14 protein-coding genes are annotated in these 16,174 nt (G+C 47.1%); 11 read left to right on the top strand and 3 right to left on the bottom strand.

Going from position 1 to position 16,174, the window contains the following annotated elements; all coding sequences use genetic code 11:
• Nucleotides 1–225 precede the first annotated feature (225 nt).
• Nucleotides 226–2,940 (bottom strand): preprotein translocase subunit SecA, encoded by a 2,715-nt coding sequence (secA, locus tag GQS64_RS04460; protein WP_198230736.1) that lies wholly within the window; start codon nt 2,938–2,940, stop codon nt 226–228.
• A 446-nt stretch (nt 2,941–3,386) separates the two neighbouring features.
• Between secA and GQS64_RS04455 the strand changes: the two genes are divergently transcribed.
• The 6 genes from GQS64_RS04455 to GQS64_RS04430 all read left to right on the top strand — a co-directional run bounded on the left by GQS64_RS04455 (nt 3,387) and on the right by GQS64_RS04430 (nt 8,803).
• A complete protein-coding gene (locus GQS64_RS04455; protein WP_077991291.1) occupies nt 3,387–4,379 on the top strand; it encodes a peptidylprolyl isomerase in 993 nt (330 codons plus the stop codon).
• A gap of 100 nt (nt 4,380–4,479) precedes the next feature.
• A complete protein-coding gene (argJ, locus tag GQS64_RS04450; RefSeq protein WP_077994462.1) occupies nt 4,480–5,718 on the top strand; it encodes a bifunctional glutamate N-acetyltransferase/amino-acid acetyltransferase ArgJ in 1,239 nt (412 codons plus the stop codon).
• Nucleotides 5,699–6,490 (top strand): GNAT family N-acetyltransferase, encoded by a 792-nt coding sequence (locus tag GQS64_RS04445; protein WP_188318072.1) that lies wholly within the window; start codon nt 5,699–5,701, stop codon nt 6,488–6,490. The genes argJ and GQS64_RS04445 overlap by 20 nt, the downstream gene beginning before the upstream one ends.
• Complete coding sequence (gene mutT / locus GQS64_RS04440; RefSeq protein WP_256435139.1) at nt 6,487–6,900, top strand: 8-oxo-dGTP diphosphatase MutT; 414 nt, start codon at nt 6,487–6,489, stop codon at nt 6,898–6,900. The genes GQS64_RS04445 and mutT overlap by 4 nt, the downstream gene beginning before the upstream one ends.
• A 106-nt stretch (nt 6,901–7,006) precedes the next feature.
• Nucleotides 7,007–7,264 (top strand): hypothetical protein, encoded by a 258-nt coding sequence (locus GQS64_RS04435; RefSeq protein WP_077991277.1) that lies wholly within the window; start codon nt 7,007–7,009, stop codon nt 7,262–7,264.
• Nucleotides 7,265–7,411: 147 nt separating this feature from the next.
• The gene (locus GQS64_RS04430; protein WP_198230735.1) at nt 7,412–8,803 is read left to right on the top strand and encodes an L-cystine transporter; all 1,392 of its coding nucleotides are present in this window, start codon (nt 7,412–7,414) and stop codon (nt 8,801–8,803) included.
• A 124-nt stretch (nt 8,804–8,927) separates the two neighbouring features.
• Here GQS64_RS04430 and GQS64_RS04425 read toward each other — a convergent pair whose 3' ends face one another.
• Nucleotides 8,928–9,809, bottom strand: coding sequence for a methyltransferase domain-containing protein (locus GQS64_RS04425; protein WP_077994460.1), 882 nt, complete (start codon nt 9,807–9,809; stop codon nt 8,928–8,930).
• A gap of 248 nt (nt 9,810–10,057) precedes the next feature.
• On the opposite strand from GQS64_RS04425, the gene GQS64_RS04420 reads away from it, so the two are divergent.
• From GQS64_RS04420 to GQS64_RS04410, 3 genes are read left to right on the top strand one after another with little or no spacing between them, the layout of a single operon-like run.
• Nucleotides 10,058–10,777 carry a ComF family protein gene (locus GQS64_RS04420; RefSeq protein ID WP_198230734.1) on the top strand — a complete coding sequence of 240 codons (720 nt, stop codon included), beginning with the start codon at nt 10,058–10,060 and terminating at the stop codon, nt 10,775–10,777.
• A 43-nt stretch (nt 10,778–10,820) separates the two neighbouring features.
• Nucleotides 10,821–11,078 (top strand): glutaredoxin 3, encoded by a 258-nt coding sequence (gene grxC / locus GQS64_RS04415; RefSeq protein ID WP_198230733.1) that lies wholly within the window; start codon nt 10,821–10,823, stop codon nt 11,076–11,078.
• Nucleotides 11,078–11,503 (top strand): DUF1178 family protein, encoded by a 426-nt coding sequence (locus GQS64_RS04410; RefSeq protein ID WP_077991269.1) that lies wholly within the window; start codon nt 11,078–11,080, stop codon nt 11,501–11,503. The genes grxC and GQS64_RS04410 overlap by 1 nt, the downstream gene beginning before the upstream one ends.
• Nucleotides 11,504–11,548: 45 nt before the next feature.
• On the opposite strand, the gene ubiG is transcribed toward GQS64_RS04410, so the two are convergent.
• Nucleotides 11,549–12,295 carry a bifunctional 2-polyprenyl-6-hydroxyphenol methylase/3-demethylubiquinol 3-O-methyltransferase UbiG gene (gene ubiG / locus GQS64_RS04405; protein ID WP_198230732.1) on the bottom strand — a complete coding sequence of 249 codons (747 nt, stop codon included), beginning with the start codon at nt 12,293–12,295 and terminating at the stop codon, nt 11,549–11,551.
• A 181-nt stretch (nt 12,296–12,476) separates the two neighbouring features.
• On the opposite strand from ubiG, the gene GQS64_RS04400 reads away from it, so the two are divergent.
• Together GQS64_RS04400 and ptsP are read left to right on the top strand one after the other, a co-directional pair.
• Nucleotides 12,477–13,730: an aspartate kinase gene (locus GQS64_RS04400; protein ID WP_077991265.1), complete on the top strand. Its 1,254-nt coding sequence runs from the start codon at nt 12,477–12,479 to the stop codon at nt 13,728–13,730.
• 102 nt (nt 13,731–13,832) lie between these two features.
• Nucleotides 13,833–16,100 carry a phosphoenolpyruvate--protein phosphotransferase gene (gene ptsP, locus GQS64_RS04395; RefSeq protein WP_198230731.1) on the top strand — a complete coding sequence of 756 codons (2,268 nt, stop codon included), beginning with the start codon at nt 13,833–13,835 and terminating at the stop codon, nt 16,098–16,100.
• Nucleotides 16,101–16,174: the final 74 nt, after the last annotated feature.

The raw sequence follows: 16,174 nt of genomic DNA, 5'->3' as shown, positions 1-16,174 counted from the left end.
CGGACAAGCTTATACTGTATTTTAAAGAAAAATCTTATCTTACAAATTCGACTTATAAATATTTATCATATTTTTCAACCACAACAAACATGCCTGACATAAACGAGCGCACTTTGCGCATCAATTCAAAATTCCGGACTTTCAGATAAGCAAAATTCCGGTTTTCAACACCGGAATTTTTGCTGCCTATCAACACCTGACCGGAAGGGCACTATCATTTCCGGTTCAAACAAACGAACCGTGGCAATGTTTGTATTTTTTGCCCGACCCACAAGGGCAAAGTTCGTTCCGTCCGACCTTTCCCCATGTTGTCGGATCTTTCGGATCCCGTTTTGAAGGAGCAACAACGGTATCATTTTCAGTAGCTACCGAAATCAGGCCTTCCGCTTCATCCTGACCGTTAAATTCAGGATGATCGGCATGCATTTCAGGAAGTGGTGCCGGTTCGCTCGGCTGCTCGACGATTTCAAATCGCATGAGTTTGGAAACCACATCGCGCCGCAGATTGGAAAGCATCGCCTGAAACAGCTCGAAAGATTCGGTCTTGTATTCATTAAGCGGGTCGCGCTGGCCATAACCGCGGAACCCGACGACCGAACGCAAATGGTCAAGATTGACCAAGTGTTCGCGCCACAATGTATCAATGCTCTCAAGCAACATGGCTTTGCGGAAATAGGCCATAACTTCCGGACCGAAGCGTTCTGCACGTTCTTTTGCCCGTTCTTCCATGGCGTTCTTGACGCGTTCCAATATTTGCTCTTCGGCGATCCCTTCTTCCTTTGCCCAATCCTCGACGGGCAAATCAAGATTGAACAATTCGCGCAATTTGTCGCGAAGTCCGATAGCATCCCATTGTTCCGAATAAGTGCCGTGTGGCACGTATTTTTCAACGAGATCCTCTATAACTTCATCGCGCATTTCCGCGATCATATCGGTCAGGTCTTTGGAATCCATAACCTCCATTCTCTGTTCAAAAATAACCTTGCGTTGGTCATTCATGACATCGTCGTATTTCAAGAGATTTTTACGGATTTCGTAGTTTCGTGCTTCGACCTTTTTCTGTGCTTTTTCGAGTGCTTTGTTAATCCACGGATGAGTAATCGCCTCGCCCTCTTTCAGGCCGAGTTTCTGCAACATTCCATCCATACGATTGGAACCGAAAATGCGCATCAGATCATCTTGCAATGATAGATAGAATTTCGACCGTCCGGGATCGCCTTGACGACCGGAACGACCACGTAACTGGTTATCAATACGCCGGCTTTCGTGGCGTTCTGTTGCCAGAACGTAAAGGCCACCGGCAGCGAGCGCCTTTTCTTTCAATTTTGCAACATCTTCTTTGATTGCTGCAATTTTCGCATCGCGTTCGGGACCTTCGGGAACATCTTTCAATTCCTGTTCAACGCGCATTTCGACATTGCCACCAAGCTGGATGTCGGTACCACGTCCGGCCATATTGGTAGCAATTGTAATTGCCCCCGGCACACCTGCTTGTGCGACAATATAGGCTTCCTGTTCGTGATAACGGGCATTCAATACGTTAAAACCGGTAATACCATCTTTCCGCAGGCGATCAGCCAGATGTTCCGATTTCTCGATTGACGTTGTACCGACCAGAATCGGCTGCCCGCGTTCATGCGAGGCACGAATATCGCGAACAATTGCCTGATATTTTTCTTCGACAGTCCGATAGACCTCGTCATTCTCGTCGATACGTTTGACCGGCAAATTGGTCGGGATCTCGATCACCTCAAGGCCATAAATATTTCCGAATTCTTCCGCTTCGGTTGCCGCAGTACCTGTCATACCGGCCAATTTATCATACATACGGAAATAATTCTGGAAGGTGATCGAGGCAAGCGTCTGGTTTTCCGGCTGGATAGCAACATGTTCCTTGGCTTCCAAAGCCTGATGAAGCCCTTCCGAATAGCGACGCCCCGGCATCATACGGCCGGTAAATTCGTCAATAATCATGACCTCGCCATTACGCACAATATAGTCTTTATCGCGCGTAAACAGTTTATGGGCTTTCAATGCATTGTTGATGTGATGCACTATCTTGACATTTTCGATGTCATAAAGGCCATGGCCTTTCAACAGGCCTGCCTCGGCAAGCATTTTTTCAACTTTTTCCGTACCGACTTCGGTGAAAGTTGCCGTCTTCTGCTTTTCGTCAATTTCATAATCTTCCGGCTTGAGCGGCGGAATAAACGTATCGATCTGCTTATAAAAATCGGTACGATCTTCCAGCGGTCCGGAAATGATAAGCGGTGTTCTTGCTTCGTCAATAAGGATAGAATCAACTTCGTCGACAATCGCGTAATGATGGCCACGTTGCACCATCTGGCTACGGTCGAATGTCATATTGTCACGCAAATAGTCGAAACCGAGCTCATTATTTGTGCCGTAAGTAATATCGCAGGCATAGGCAGCGCGACGCTGGTCATTATCAAGATCATGAACGATAACGCCTGTGGTCAGGCCAAGAAAGCCATAGAGCTTGCCCATTGTCTCGGCATCACGTTTTGCCAGATAGTCATTGACGGTGACGACATGCACCCCTTTGCCTTCCAGAGCATTGAGGTAGACCGGCAATGTCGCCATCAGGGTTTTACCTTCACCGGTACGCATTTCCGCAATGCCGCGATTGTTCAAAACAATGCCGCCAATAAGCTGGACATCGAAGGGTCGCAAACCGAAAACGCGTTTGGAAGCCTCTCTTGCTGTTGCAAAAGCTTCCGGCAAGAGAGAATCAAGCGTTTCCCCTTCCTGCAATCTTTTACGATATTCATCGGTCTTCTGCCGCAATTCGCTATCGCTCAAATTCTTGAATTTTTCTTCAAGTGCGTTGATCTCCGCAACCTTTGGTCGAAGAGATTTAACGCGACGTTCAAAAGCTGAACCGAATAATTTGCGCGCAAGGCCGCCTAAACTGACCATTTCTGGTCCTTTCCGATGTTAGTTGCTGGCGTTTTATAACGCCTGTTGAGTGACGTACACGCTTTAACCTTCAACGGCAGTGCGTGCAACCGCTTGTGAGTGCACCAATGCCGATAAAATCTTAAAACTTAAAGTTTACCCAATATTCACGACACAGATAGGTGTGGAGTCTTTTTCTGTCAACATTGAGACCAAAGTTTATGCCTATAGAAAATATGGGTAAAAACCCGCCTGTTTTCCAGACTTCGCACCCCTTTCTACAGACTTTGCACATATTTTGGAAATTGCAACAACACCCCGTTTACACAATAGCCACAGAAAAGATGTGAATTTTCCTTAAAAACCCATAACATTTTTATCAACTTTCTGAACAACATGATATGACTGTCCCGAATTTAACCAAAATTTCAGTCCAGAACGCTTGTCCGTTCACAAGGAGACCGTTTATGAAATTCATTCCAACTACCCTGTTGCTATCGTCAGCTCTATTGCTTGGCACAAGCTTGAGTTCGCTAGCACAGAACACGCCTCAACCGGATACGCCGAATGCTGCGGCTCCTGCTGCCCAACCGAAATTGCCGGATCCGTTATCTGCGCCTGCTGCACAAGCCGAAAAGCCTGTTGATCCTTCGCATGTAATGGCTGTTGTCGACGGGAAAGACGTAACCGCAGGCGACCTCGACGCTATGGCCAATGACATTGATCCGGGACTTGCCCGTTTGCCCGACCAGCAACGCCGGATTACCGTTCTAAAAATTTACGTCGATATGAAGACTTTATCCGATTCAGCATTGAAGGATGGTCTCGACAAAACACCCGAATACGAAAAACGCATGGCTATTATGCGTGATAACGTTCTTCAGCAGCTTTATTTCAAAAATTCCATTGTCGATAAAATTACCGATGATGATGTCAAAGCGCGTTACGAAAAAGAAATCGCCGGTCTTCCCAAAGAACAGGAAGTGCGCGCCCGCCATATTCTGGTAAAGACGAAAAAAGAAGCTGAAGACATTATCAAAAGCCTGAATAAAGGCGCAAAATTCGATGACCTTGCCAAGGCCAAGTCGAGCGAAAAATCGGCTGCTACAACAGGCGGCGATGTCGGTTACTTCAGCCGCGGACAAATGGTCAAGCCGTTTGAAGATGCCGCTTTTGCTTTGAAAGTTGGTGAATACACAAAGACACCGGTTGAAAGCCCGTTCGGCTGGCACGTTATCAAGGTTGAAGACCGTCGCGAGAAACAGCCACCTGCATTTGCCGATGTCAAAGACGGTATTCGCAATATGATAGCACGGGAACGCTACGTCAAATTGATAGGCGAATTGCGTGGTAAAATGGATGTCAAATATCCTGACGAAAACGTTGCCAAATTGATGCAGCAACCGGATAGCGATACGGGTGACCTTCCCGGTGAACAATCCGACGAAGAAGATCAATAAAACTTGGCTTTATTTTTGAAATGCCGGACAATTGCCTTTTCAAAAGCTTTGTCCGGCATTATTGTTTTTCTCGATTTCCGCTTTTTTAAATGAGGTTGCTATGGCTGGTAAAATTTCTCCGCTTGCACCAAAGACTTATCCCCGAATGCCGATTATCAAAGGTGTCCGTCTTGACACACGAGAAGCACACATAAAATATAAAGGCCGCACCGACCTTCTTCTCATTGTCTTTGATAAAAAAGCAAGCGTTGCCGGCGTGTTCACACGTTCAAAATGCCCGTCTGCTCCTGTTGACCATTGCAGAAAAATCCTCTCTCATAAAATTGCGCGCGGCGTTGTCATCAATTCAGGCAATGCCAATGCATTTACGGGCAAAAAAGGCATTGCAACAACAAATGCTACCGCAAAAGCGGCCGCCGAAGCTTTGGGCGCAACTCCGGAAGAAATCTATCTTGCATCCACCGGCGTCATCGGTGAACCGATGGACGCATCACGCTTTACCGGCCTCTTGCCCGAAATGGCAAAAAGTGCGGAAGAAGACAAATGGCTTGAGGCTGTCAAAGCCATTATGACAACCGACACGTTTCCCAAACTTGCAACACGCACTGTCGATTTTGATGGTCATCCTGTCATCATCAATGGCATTGCCAAAGGTGCCGGCATGATCGCCCCTGATATGGGAACAATGCTCTCGTTTATCGTAACCGATGCGCCAGTCGATTCGCTCGTTCTGCAGGAAATATTATCAGATAAGGTTCGTGATACTTTCAACGCCATTACGGTCGACAGTGATACATCAACATCGGATACGCTGCTTTTATTTGCGACTGGTACAGCCGACGAAAAAATCAAACCGCTTACCCAAAAAAATGACCCGCGTTACACGATTCTTGCCGATGCGGTTTATGAAATTTTACACGAGCTTTCTTTGCAGGTTGTCACCGACGGTGAAGGCGCACACCATCTGATTGAAGTCAGGGTTGAAGGTGCAACAACAAATGAAGCTGCAAAAATTATTGCACGTTCAATAGCCAATTCGCCATTGGTAAAAACCGCAGTGGCTGGTGAAGATGCCAATTGGGGGCGTGTGGTTATGGCCGTTGGCAAAGCCGGTGTGGAGGCTGATCGTGACCGGTTGTCGATCTGGTTCGGGCCTCACCGTCTTGCGGTTGATGGTGAACGTGATCCCCATTATAGTGAAGAGGAAGCCTCGAACTACATGAAAGGCTCCCACATCGTCATTAAAGCCGATATCGGCTTGGGCAATGGCTCTGCAACGATATGGTCATGCGATTTGACCAAAGAATATGTCGAGATTAATGGTGACTACAGAAGTTGATAATAGAGAACGCCGGAGTACAACTCTGGCCGAAATACGCAGGCTCGAAGCACTTTCCACACGTGCCTGGCCTACGGAAAAAGAATTTTATGATGGCGTTTGGGCTTGTCGCTCTACGCCGGATTTTCCCTCGGCACGTGTGAATTCGGTAACCCCGCTTGATCCTGATGATAATAAAAATCTCGAAGAACGGGTCAAGCGCCTCTGTTTTGAAAATGGCGTTTACAGGCGACCATTGCGTTTGACACCGCTTGCTCCGATCGAACTATTCGACGAGCTGAAGCAAAACGGTTGGGCAAATTTCAAAGATGTAGCGGTGATGGCTCTGGAGCCGCTCCCCCATATTTCAGGGTCGGATGTAAAACTCACAGCCATCGGAATTGAAGACTATTGTAAACTCACCGTGCGTAACCACACGCATGAAAACCGATATGCCGAGATCTATTTCAAGCTTTTAAAACGCATCAAGGGAAAACCGACATTTTACGAGCTGCAACGGGATGACCGTGTGATCGGCAATATCATTACTGTGAACGATTTCGGGCAGGTAGGCCTTATCGATTTTGCAATCGTGCCGGATCTGCGTGGCCGTGGATTGGGTGGTCTTGCTCTGCAAAGCCTGATGAGTACAATCAGGCGTAAATCCGTGGACGTACCGATCGAACGGCTCTGGTTACAGGTTGAAACTTTGAACAGTGCAGCATGGCGGCTCTATACCGCGGCCGGTTTCAAAACAATCTACCATTATCAATATTGGAGACCGGGCGTTTGACAATCTCAAAACCAATTCTCATAGTTGTTGCCTGTGCATTGATCGACACAGATAATCGGGTACTGCTGGCTCAACGCCCACAAGGAAAATCATTGGCGGGATTATGGGAATTTCCCGGAGGAAAATTGGAAGCCGGGGAAACACCTGAAGAGGCTCTTATTCGGGAGCTTTATGAAGAATTGGCAATTACTGTAAAAGAAGAATGCCTTTCGCCGCTCACTTTTGCCAGTTATTCTTATGAAAAATTCCATCTCCTTATGCCACTCTATATATGCAGACGTTATCAAGGAATAGCAAAGGGAGCCGAAGGGCAAAATATCAAATGGATTTCGGCCGCAGATCTCGATCACTATCCAATGCCACCGGCCGATAAACCGTTAATACCTATTCTGAAAGATATTCTATATTAACTGATCGTTTACTTTGTTTTACGTGAATTTGTCACGCCGGCTTTGTGTTAAGCGGTTATTAACAGGTGACTTTTACCATAGTTCATAATTACTCTGGAGAATTATCATGCATCACCAAGAGTTTTCAAAAACAAACCGTAACGACATAACCCAATCGGCAGGAACTGGTGTTTTGCGAATAGTATTACTTTTTGGATCCGTTGCCGTCGCACTCGGTCTCATTCTCGTTCCGATGTTGGGTGATCGCAAGGATGCAGAATTCACGCAATCGATTTTCCAGAATAAAGTCGATTATACAACAATGACCGGTGCTGTGAAACAATCTCCGATCCCGCAAGTCACCACGGTAAAAGATTCTCAATAACCACATTTTTAATAGCATAAATTTGCTCACTATCTTTATTTATTGAAATATCTTTCTTTGAGATCGACGAAACTGCCTCCTATATCCTGTGTTAGGAAATAATTTTATATAAACGTGCTGTTATGTCGGCATAAGGGACAGATTTTCATGATAATCGGTTTTATCGCCAATCTCGTCATATTCATTCTTCTACTCATCGCTATCGCAAGGATGTCCAGAACCGGATGGAGCCTCTCCCGCCGTGTTCTGATCGGACTTGTTATCGGTGTCATTTTCGGGATTGTTTTACAATTCGTCTACGGACTTGGTAATGCCGGGCTGAAAAAGTCGATCGAATGGTTCAATATCGTTGGCAATGGTTATGTTCTGCTTTTGCAAATGATTGTCATGCCACTGGTATTCGCGTCGATTCTTTCGGCCGTTGCACGTCTTCATTCGGCGTCGTCGCTCGGTAAAATCAGCACGATCACGATTGGTATTTTGTTGTTCACTACGTTGATTGCGGCTTTTGTCGGCGTCATGATGGTCAATCTTTTTGGCCTTTCGGCTGAAGGACTGGTTCAAGGAACCGCAGAAACTGCCCGACTGAGTGCTATTCAAACCAATTACATGTCAAAAGTTGCCGATATGAGTGTGCCGCAACTTATCCTTTCGTTCATCCCGAAAAATCCGTTTGCCGATCTTACAGGCGCCAATCCGACCTCTATTATCAGCGTGGTTATTTTCGCTGCTTTTCTGGGTGCTGCCGCGATACGTTTAATGAAAGATAATCCGGAAAAAGGCAAAGGCGTGATTTCGGCAATAGACACATTGCAAGCCTGGGTCATGAAACTGGTTCGCCTTGTCATTTTACTCACCCCTTATGGTGTTTTTGCCCTTATGACCAAGGTTTCAGCAACGTCCAATGCAGAAGATATTCTGAAATTATTGGCCTTTATCGTTGCATCCTATCTGGGACTTGCAATCATGTTTTGCGTCCACGGACTTTTGCTCGGACTTTCCGGAATCAATCCCTTGCGTTTCTTTTCAAAAGTGATGCCGGTTCTCACATTCGCTTTCACCAGCCGGTCGAGTGCCGCGAGCATTCCTTTAAATATCGAAGCCCTGACCGAACGCATCGGTGTTCCCCAATCAATTGCAAGTTTTGCTGCCTCCTTCGGCGCCACAATCGGTCAAAATGGTTGCGCCGGTCTTTATCCGGCAATGCTTGCCACAATGGTAGCCCCGACCGTTGGCATCAATCCGCTTGACCCTGTATGGATTGCAACACTCGTTGGCATCGTCACATTAAGCTCGATCGGCGTGGCAGGTGTCGGAGGCGGTGCAACATTTGCAGCACTGATTGTTCTGCCAACCATGGGATTGCCGGTAACATTGGTTGCATTGCTGATCTCGATTGAACCATTGATCGACATGGGACGTACGGCCTTGAATGTGAACGGATCAATGACAGCGGCAACAATCACCAGCCAAATTTTACATGAAACCGATAAAGCGGTTTTTGAATCGGACAATGACAAGGAACTCAGCAATACTTGAAGGAAAATCCACCCGTCATAAAACGGTTGCGCCCGAATTTCTCTTTATTGCCTGCGAAAAAGCCGAAAACCGCTTAATCCGGCTTTCAAAGATAAATGAAAGTTTATCGAACTATTATGTGCTATCAATGAGCCGATTTATCGCCCAGAACATCGACAAGCGAAATTGTTGCGCTTCCCGGACGGGCAGGCTTTTGCTGGCTTTCGTCCGGTGCCCAGCCTGAAAGCCAGATAAACGAGAAGCTCGCCCTGATACGCCCGTCCCGATCGCTGAAACGTTCGGCATAGATTTCTGCAACACGTTGGAAGAATTTCCTACCAACAGGACGGCGCGACCGTCCAATCAATGCATTTTGCATCCCCATAGCACGCAAGTCGTCAATAAGGTGGAAAGCTGTATCGTAACGAACTGTAAGATTTTCGACATCACTGACGGGCATAGCGAAACCGGCTCTTTGCAACAAACCGCCAGCGTCACGAATATCGGCGAAAGGATAGACCCTCGGACTCACTCCTCCATAAAGTTCGGTTTCCGCCTCCAACAAGCTTTCACGCAATTCACCAAGAGTTCCTGTTCCAGCCATCACACCAAGAAAAAGACCGTCGGGTTTTAAAATTCTGCGAATTTGGCTAAGCACTCCCGGAACATCATTGGTCATGCTTAACGACAAAAGTGAAATAGCCAGATCATAAGAGTGGGCGGGCAAATCGAGAAATTCCCTCCCACGCTGCAAGAATTTGTGTGAACCGCTCGTATATCGCTTATCGCTTTCAACAATGTCGACGACAGCGACTTTTCCCGATTTGACGAGTGCCTCGGCACCGGCGCCTGTATGTCCAAAAAGATCGACAGCGCGAGCGAATTTACGATCGACTGTTTGCAATCTATCCAGCAATTCCTCTACGATATGGTTGAGCAAAAAATCGCCCTTATTGCCGTAGCGGATGAAAGCGCGATTGCGAAACTGCTCAATTCTCTTCTGGTCAAAAATCCGTGGGTCTGTCATCATTCAATATATTGTATTTTAGCTACAATCGGTTAATCTCAACTCATTGTTGGAATAGATCTGACCGGTTGGAATATCTCCGGTCGCCGATAGAATAGACCGAAAGCCTATAGTTACACAATATCCCGAAATTTTCTTGTCGAACGCAATCATATTCCGGATGCAGACAGCGATCGAAAAGGGTCAAAATTTTGTCAATCATACGTTGTCTTGGAAAGGAATTTAAGGAGAGAATTGGCGAACCGGCCATGAATCTGCTGTTTCCGCCAACGTGTCCCTGTTGCGGGTGTTTTGTCGACAAGAATGGCACGATATGCCCTCAGTGCTGGCAAAAGCTGCATTTTATAACCAAACCTTATTGCCCGATTATGGGAACTCCATTTACTTATGACCCTGGTGACGGTTTTTTCAGTGGAGAGGCTATCCAATCACCACCCCCATTCGGGCGGGCGCGTTCGGTTGTTGCCCATTTCGGCCTTGCCCGCACTCTGGTAGCACTGCTCAAATATGGCGACCGCACCGATCTTGCCCCATCCATGGCCGAATGGATGGTGACGGCAGGAAAAGAACTTATTGACAGTGCCGATATGATTGTACCGGTTCCGCTCCATTACCGGCGATTTTTAAAACGGAAATATAATCAGGCAACCGAGCTTTCCCGACACATCGCCAACAGAACCGGAAAACCTTTGGAACCTCTGGTTCTTATGCGCAGAAAAAACACCCGTCAACAGGTTGGCCTCGTTAAAAAAGCCCGTCAACGCAACATGATCGGTGCATTTCGTGTTCCCGAAAAACAAAAGGAAAAAATAAGAGACAAGCATATTCTGCTTATCGATGATGTCTTTACGACGGGTGCGACCCTCCGCTCGGCAACCAAAGCTTTGTTGCGAGGCGGAGCGGAAAGTGTCGATGTGCTCACCTTTTCGCGGGTCATACCCGATTTGTACGAAGATCTCGCCTCTTGAGGAAAAAAGGAAAGGCACTTATATAGCGGGAATGGAGAGAAAAATGCCGCATGTAACAATTTATACACGTCCGGGTTGCCCTTATTGCGAAAATGCTATGGAATTGTTGAATTCCAAAGGCGTTCCGTTTGAAGAAATCGACGCCTCCGGACAAAAGCGGCCGGAAATGGTAAAACGTGCAAACGGACGCAATACATTTCCGCAAATATTTATCGGTGACAAACATATCGGCGGCTGTGATGATCTTTACGAGCTTGATGAAAAAGGCAAGCTTGATACACTTCTTTTTGGCAAAAAATAATGATCCGTTTTTCGCTTCATTGTGATAAGGCGCATGAATTTGACGGTTGGTTCCGCAATAATGATGATTTTTCAAATCAGAAAAATTCCGGACTTATCCGCTGTCCTGTTTGCGATTCAACAAATATTGAAAAAACATTGATGGCTCCGGCCATTTCCACATCGAAAAAGCACGAACAGGTGGGAATGGGATTAGACCCGGAGCAAAAAAGAATGATTGAAGAAATGCGCAAACTTACAAGACAGGTGCGCAAAAATGCCGAATATGTGGGCGACCGTTTTGCCGAAGAAGCAAGGCGGATTCATTTCAAAGAAGTCAAACAACGCCCCATTTATGGCGAGGCGACAGGGGAAGATGTTTCTTCACTTGTCGAGGACGGGATTCCTGTTATGCCGCTTGCAACCTTGCCGGAAGATGAAAACTGACCTTCCGGCATAACAATTCCGACTTTTTGGACAAAATTCGGCTCGTTATTTCAAGCGGCGGGCAAGCAACATATAATTGACATCCATATCCTTTGACCGGTTCCAGCTATCTTTGAAAGGATTATAGGTGATTCCCAATTTGTCTATCACTGTGAGGCCTGCGCCATTGAGCTTTTCGGTTATTTCTTCAGGCGTTAAAAACTTGTTATAATCGTGCGTTCCTTTCGGTAACCACCGCAAAATATATTCCGCACCAATAATTGCCAAACCCCAACACTTCAAAGTACGGTTCAGTGTGGCAACAAACATCAATCCCTGGGGTTTTACCATTCTGGCACTTTCGGACATGAAGAGATCGACATCCGAAACATGTTCGACCACTTCCATGTTCAGGACAACGTCGAATTTTTCGCCAGCTTTTGCCAAATCTTCGGCCGTTGTTGCGCGGTAATCAATATTCAATCCGGATTGAGTCGCGTGAATTTTCGCCACTTCGATATTGGTTGTTGATGCATCGGCCCCCACCACTTCAGCACCAAGACGCGCCATCGGCTCGCAAAGAAGTCCACCACCGCAACCGATGTCAAGAAACCTTATTCCTTTGAAAGGTTGGGCATCCTTCGGATCGCGGTCAAAAGCCTCGCATACTTTTTCCTTGATATAGGAAAGTCGTGCAGGATTGAATTTGTGGAGAGGGCGAAATTTTCCTTGCGGGTTCCACCATTCTGCGGCAATGCGCGAAAAATGGTCTACTTCGGCCTGATCTATCGTGGTACGCGGGGCTTCTGCCATGGGGCTCTCCTAAAATATTACGTTTATGAGTTCTGTCTTAAATGGGGCAAAGTCAAGAGACAAACAAGTAAATATGTCAGTCTTGCTTAAATTCTCAATATTGGCTATGTCAGCATAGCCACGATGCCTTCAAGGCCCGGCTTTGGAACAATTTTAAATATTAGAGGCAAGAGTTGTTTAAATGGCGCGCATAGTAATGAAATTCGGTGGGACTTCTGTCGCCAATATCGAGCGCATCAAAAATGTTGCGCGCCATGTCAAACGCGAGGTCGATGCCGGAAACGAGGTTGCCGTTGTGGTTTCTGCAATGGCCGGTAAAACCAACGAGCTTGTCGGCTGGACACGTGAAGCTTCTCCCATGCACGACGCGCGCGAATATGATGTGGTTGTCGCATCCGGAGAACAGGTAACAGCGGGTCTTCTGGCAATCGTTTTGCAATCCATGGGAATCAATGCGCGTTCATGGCTCGGCTGGCAAATTCCTATCGAGACCGATAATGCCCACGGTGCTGCGCGCATTACAAAAATTGACGGTTCACAATTGATCCAGCGTTTCAAAGAAGGGCAAGTTGCTGTTATCGCCGGTTTTCAGGGAATTGGACCGGATAAACGCATTACAACGCTCGGCCGTGGCGGATCCGATACAAGTGCTGTTGCCGTTGCGGCAGCCGTCAAAGCCGACCGCTGCGATATCTACACCGATGTTGATGGTGTCTATACCACCGATCCGCGCATTGACCCGAAGGCGCGCCGTCTGCCAAAAGTAGCATTTGAAGAAATGCTGGAGATGGCCTCTCTTGGTGCTAAAGTTTTGCAAGTGCGCTCGGTCGAACTTGCAATGGTTCACAAAGTGCGCACATTCGTGCGTTCAAGTTTCGAGGATCCTGATGCTCCGGGCATGGGTGACCCTATCAATCCACCCGGAACACTTATTTGCGACGAGGATGAAATCGTGGAACAACAGGTTGTCACAGGCATTGCATTTGCCAAAGAAGAGGCACAAATTTCGCTACGCCGTTTGGCTGATCGCCCCGGAATTTCCGCAGCTATATTCGGGCCTTTGGCAGAGGAACATGTCAATGTCGACATGATTGTACAAAATATATCGGAAGATGGCTCCAAAACCGATATGACCTTTACTGTACCGGCAACCGATATTGATAAAGCCGTAGCAACTCTTGAGGCCAACAAAAAAGAAATCGGCTTTGATGTTATCCAGTCTGAAACAGATTTGGCAAAGGTTTCGATTATCGGTATCGGAATGCGCAGCCATGCCGGTGTAGCGGCTACCGCTTTCAAAGCATTGGCCGAAAAAGGCATCAATATTCGTGCAATTACGACTTCCGAAATCAAAATTTCGATATTGATTGATAATGCCTATACCGAACTGGCAGTAAGAACATTACATACTGTTTATGGATTGGATAAAGGTTGAAGGTTAAGTCCTGGACTTTATCCTTCTAAAGAAATAATGCGGGTTGACCTTTGAAAGCATGAGCATAAGACTTAACTATCATAATGGGAGATATGATAAATCATGCGGGAGACCCATGTAGGCCCCAAAGTTATCCTGAAGCGACTACGCGAGTTCATGGCACGCGCCATGGACTCACAAGAACGACTTGACCTCATCGTCCGCGAAATCGCTCGCAATATGGACGCCGAGGTTTGTTCGTTCTATGTTTTGCGTTCCGACAATATGTTGGAACTCTATGCCACAGAAGGTCTTAATCCTGGCGCTGTTCACCTTTCGGAATTGCGTTTGGGGCAAGGTTTGGTGGGAACCATTGCAGCCACTGCCCGTCCGCTCAATCTGACAGATGCAAGAAAACATCCGGCTTTCGCCTATCTTCCTGAAACGGGCGAAGAAATCTATTCATCATTTCTCGGTGTTCCTATTCTGCGCGCAGGTCGCACATTAGGTGTTCTTGTTGTGCAAAATCGCAACAAACGCGGCTATAGCGATGAAGAAGTGGAAGCACTGGAAACTGTTGCTATGGTGCTCGCAGAAATGATTGCTGCGGGCGACTTGCCGCGGCTCACCCGCCCCAATGTCGATGTGGATATGCGCCGTGCGTTCACACTTGTCGGCCAGCCGCTCAATGAAGGTATCGGCCTTGGGCATATTGTTCTTCACGAACCGCGTCTGGTCGTTACCAATCTATTCAACGAAAATAGCAGTGCCGAAACAGAAAAGCTCACCAAAGCAATCAATTCGTTGCGGCTTTCAATTGATGATATGCTTTCGAGAAGTGATGTCGCCAGCGAAGGCGAACATCGTGAAATCCTTGAAACTTATCGTATGTTTGCCAATGATCGTGGCTGGATAAGGCGCCTTGAAGAAGCGATCAAAAACGGCTTGACTGCCGAAGCGGCCGTTGAAAAAGTCCAGAGTGACACGCGTGCACGCATGGCACACCTGACTGATCCCTATTTGCGTGAACGGCTATCGGATTTCGATGATCTGGCAAACCGCCTGCTCTACCAATTGATGGGGCGAACCCGCGAAACAATCAATGCCGATTTACCGACGGATTCAATTATTGTTGCCCGTTCGATGGGGGCGGCCGAATTGCTTGATTATCCACGCGAGCGCATTCGTGGTCTGGTTTTGGAAGATGGCGCGACAACAAGCCATGTTGCTATTGTTGCACGTGCCATGTCGATACCGGTTGTTGGACAGGTTAAAGGGGTCGTGTCTCTATCGGAAAATGGCGACCCTGTCATAATCGACGGCGATGATGGCAAAGTTTACCTGCGCCCTGTGGCCGATGTTGAAAGCGCTTTTGTCGAAAAAGCCCGTTTTCGTGCACGTAAACAAAAAATCTATCGTAATTTGCGCGATGTACCGGCCGATACCAAAGATGGCCGGCATATTACTCTTTTAATCAATGCCGGTTTGCTTGTCGATTTGCCACAGCTTGATGAATCGGGCGCTGAAGGCATCGGTTTATTCCGCACCGAATTGCAATTCATGATTGCTTCCACATTTCCCCGTGCGCATGAACAGGAAAAACTGTACCGCAAGGTCTATCAAGAAATTGGTGAAAAGCCTGTCACCTTCCGGACTCTGGATATTGGGGGCGATAAGGTTTTGCCCTATTTCCGCAGTAAAGGGAAAGAAGAAAATCCGGCGCTCGGTTGGCGTGCAATCCGCTTGACACTCGACAAACCGGCACTGATGAGAACACAATTGCGCGCTTTGCTCAAAGCTTCCGGCGGGCGGGAATTACGTGTGATGTTGCCCATGGTAACCGAGGTCGGTGAAATCTATCACACACGAAAATTGATCGACCGCGAAGTGAAATATCTTACCCGTTTTGGTCATAAAATGCCGACAAAGTTGAAACTGGGCGCAATGGTGGAAGTTCCGGCTCTCCTCTTCCAGCTTGACGAACTCATGCATGTTGTCGACTTTGTATCGGTCGGCTCCAATGATCTCTTCCAATTCATGATGGCAATCGACCGCGGAAATTCAGAAATTGCCCACCGTTTCGACCAGCTTTCTGCCCCGTTCCTGCGTGCTTTACGCAAGATAATCGAAGCGGGAGAACGCAACAACACACCGGTAACATTATGCGGCGAAATGGCTGGTAAGCCATTGCTTGCTTTGGCACTTTTGGGACTTGGTTTCAGCCGCATTTCAATGACACCATCGGCAATAGGACCTATCAAAGCCATGTTGCTGAGACTTGATATTGGCGACTTACAAAATGCGCTCCTTGCCGAGCTTGACAAGACCACAACATCGACGTTGCGTCCATGGCTCATAAAATACGCAGAAGCAAACAATATCGCATTATAATATTTGCAACCTTAAGAACGTTGATTGAAACCACTCTTTTCGTTTTCTTTCCGTTTCATCGAAAAATAATAAAA

The organism is Bartonella sp. P0282 (assembly GCF_048452985.1).
Classification (GTDB): Bacteria; Pseudomonadota; Alphaproteobacteria; order Rhizobiales; family Rhizobiaceae; genus Bartonella; species Bartonella choladocola.
This window is presented reverse-complemented; position numbering and strand designations above follow the sequence as displayed.